Origin of the sequence: Methylobacterium sp. WL116, from assembly GCF_008039455.1 — a bacterium.
Taxonomy (GTDB): domain Bacteria; phylum Pseudomonadota; class Alphaproteobacteria; order Rhizobiales; family Beijerinckiaceae; genus Methylobacterium.
In genome coordinates, this window is the sequence record NZ_VRUV01000540.1 from 1 (window position 1) to 2,949 (window position 2,949).

The following is a 2,949-nucleotide window of genomic DNA, read 5'->3' on the forward strand; positions in this document are numbered from 1 at the left end:
CCACAGGCCCTCGGCGCGGCGGGCGGCGCGGGTCTCCGCCGGCGCCTGAGCGTCCCGCCCGGGCGGCTCCGCACGGTTGACCCGGGCCCGGCGGCGTGGTGCGCTGGCCGGAGGGTTCGAGGAGCACGGCATGACGCACGACAACGAAGGCGGCGGCGAGGGCCTCGACGGATTGATCGTCCCGCCGCTGTCGCGGCGGGGCTTCGTGATGACGAGCCTGATCAGCGGCTTCACCCTCGCGGTGACGCCGGTGGAGGCGCAGGTCATCCACACCGACGACACCGGGATCGAGGCCAGCGAGGTGCGGATCCCGGCGGCCGACGGGCCGATGCCGGGCTACCGCGCGGCCCCCGAGGGGGCCGGGCCGTTTCCGCTGGTGCTGGTGATCGAGGAGATCTTCGGCGTCCACGAATACATCAAGGACATCTGCCGCCGCCTGGCCAAGGCCGGCTACTGCGCCGTGGCGCCGGAACTCTACGCCCGACAGGGCGACCTGTCGCAGATGACCGACCCCAAGCTGATCATCCGCGACGTGATCTCGAAGACGCCGGACGCGCAGTGGATCGGCGACCTCGACGCCACCGTCGCCTGGGCGACCTCCGCCGCCAAGGGCGATCCGGCGCGCTTTGGGGTGATGGGCTGGTGCCGCGGCGGCCGTGCCGCCTGGCTCTACGACGCCCACCGCCGCGACCTGAAGGCGGCGGTCGCCTGGTACGGCCCGCTCGGCGGCGACCCGACCGACATCCAGCCGCGCAGCGCCGGATCGGTCGCCGGCCAGCTCAACGCACCGCTGCTCGGCCTCTACGGCGGCGCCGACACCGGCATCCCGGTCGCGACCGCCGAGGCCGCCCGCGATGCGGCGAAGGCCGCCGGCAAGCCGGTGGAGCTGGTCGTCTACCCGGACGCCCCGCACGGCTTCCATGCCGATTACCGGCCGAGCTACCGCAAGGAGGCGGCCGAGGACGGCTGGCGCCGCGCCCTCGCATTCCTGAAGGCGAACGGCGTCGGCTAAGTCGCGCCGACGGGCCGCGACCAGCGGTCACGGCAGCTCCGGCACGCTCCTTCAGGGTTGTGTGCCCTATCCGACACGGCGGGGACGACCGGTTTATGCCAGGATGGGGCCGGGCGGCGCGTGCACGCACGGGTCGACCCCCGTTCGCATCGACGATGGCGATGAACGACCGATCCGAGGGGCCGACCATCCGGCCCGCTTAGAGTGTCCCGGCTATGACCGACGTGAACCCGCCCGGACAGAAGCCCGTCATCCTCGTGGTGGAGGATCAACCGGACGAGCGCTTCCTCGCCGCGACCCTCCTGGAGGAAACCGGCTTCACCGTGATCGAGGCGGAGACCGCGGAGCGGGCGCTCGCCATCCTCAACGATCGCGGCGACGAGGTCAGCGTGGTCTTCTCGGACGTGCGCACGCCGGGACCGATCGGCGGTTTCGAGCTGGCGCGGATCATCGGCGTCACGTGGCCGCGGGTGCGCGTGCTCCTCACCTCGGGCGATGCCGGCGACCAGCCGAGCGACCTGCGCGTCTCGGCGACCTTCATCCCGAAGCCGTGGCGGGCCGAGGACATCCTGGCCTGGGTCGAGCAGGCGGCCGGGCGCCCGGCCGGATCGTCGACGGGGCCGTCGGTGATCGGCCCCGGCGGCAAGCTGGTCCCGCACGCCCTCGAACCCTGAGGCTTCGCCGTGCGAACCCCGCCCCGGTGCAGGGCCTGCCGCGAGGCGGCCGGCGCATCGCCCCGGAGGCCGAATCTGCTATGCCGGCCCACGAGCGGTCCGCCCCCCTTCTCGAAGCGATCGAGCCGTCCATGTTCCTGAAAGACCATCGCGGCCCGTTGGCCGCGGGCCTGTTCGGCCTCCTCGTCTCGGTGCTGCCCGCCGCGGCCGCGGCGCCGCCGGCCCAGCCGAACAACGGGCCGGGCGGCGTCGGCGACCGCAAGCTCACCATCGTCAAGCGCGCGGTCGGGCGCACCGGCGCCTCGACCTTCGTGTTCCACGCCGCCGGCGCGGCCCCCGCCGAGGGGCGCCCGGTCGCGGTGCTCCTGCACGGCTGGGGCGCCACCAACCCGCAGAGCTACGGCGCCTGGATCGACCATCTCGCCCGCAACGGCTGGCTCGTCCTGTTCCCGCGCTTCCAGGACGTGAACCGGACCCGGCCCGTCGATGCGGTCGCCAACGCGGAGGGCGCGCTCAAGACCGCCTTCGAGGCGCTGGCCGCCGACGCGGAGGGCAAGCCCGACCTGGGGAAGGTCGCGCTGATCGGCCACCTCGCGGGCGTCCCGCTCGCCATGGACATCGCGGCCGACGCGAAGGCGCAGGACCTGCCCGTGCCGAAGCTGGTGTTCGGGGTGATGCCGGGCGGCATCGCCAGCGGGCCGAAGTCGCGCGGCATCGTGCTCGGCGATCTCGCGAAGATCGCGCCGCAGACGCTGCTGATCGCCATGATCGGCGATCGCGACGCCCGCGCGGCCGACCTGGCCGCCCGCCGGCTGCTGCGCGAGGCGAGCGCCGTGCCGACGGAGCGCAAGCTGTTCATGCGCGCGCTTTCCGACGACCACGGCTTCCCGGCGCTCACCGCGACGCTTGCGGCGCCGGCCGGGCTCGATGCCGCGTTCGACGGCGCGGCGATCAAGCTGCCGGCCGACCCGAAGGACACCAAGCCGCCGCCGTTCAAGTGGTTGGCCGACATGTCGCTCTCCGGCGAGCAGCAGACGCTGGTGGCGCAGATCAACAACGCCCGCGCCGACACCCTCGACTACCTCGCGTTCTGGAAGACCTTCGACCTCGCGGCGACCGCGGCCTTCGCCGGTCAGGACGCCACCGGCCTGAAGACCAATCCGCGCTTCGGCGACATGGAGCGCTGGGCCGACGGCTGGCCGGTGAAGCGCCTCTTCGTCGAGACGCCGCGCGCGAGCCCGCCCGCCGCCGTCACGCCGGCGG

General features: G+C 73.7%; 3 protein-coding genes. All 3 read left to right on the top strand.

Annotation, left to right across the window (positions count from 1 at the left end):
• The first annotated feature begins 130 nt into the window (after positions 1-130).
• Entirely contained in the window at positions 131-1,012 is an 882-nt protein-coding gene (locus tag FV223_RS24195) for a dienelactone hydrolase family protein (protein WP_147729356.1), read from the top strand.
• Between the two features lie 215 nt (positions 1,013-1,227).
• Positions 1,228-1,686, top strand: coding sequence for a response regulator (locus FV223_RS24200; RefSeq protein ID WP_147729357.1), 459 nt, complete (start codon positions 1,228-1,230; stop codon positions 1,684-1,686).
• Between the two features lie 131 nt (positions 1,687-1,817).
• Positions 1,818-2,949, top strand: a 1,132-nt coding sequence (locus FV223_RS24205; protein WP_147729358.1) for an alpha/beta hydrolase, incomplete at its 3' end; no start/stop codon positions are given.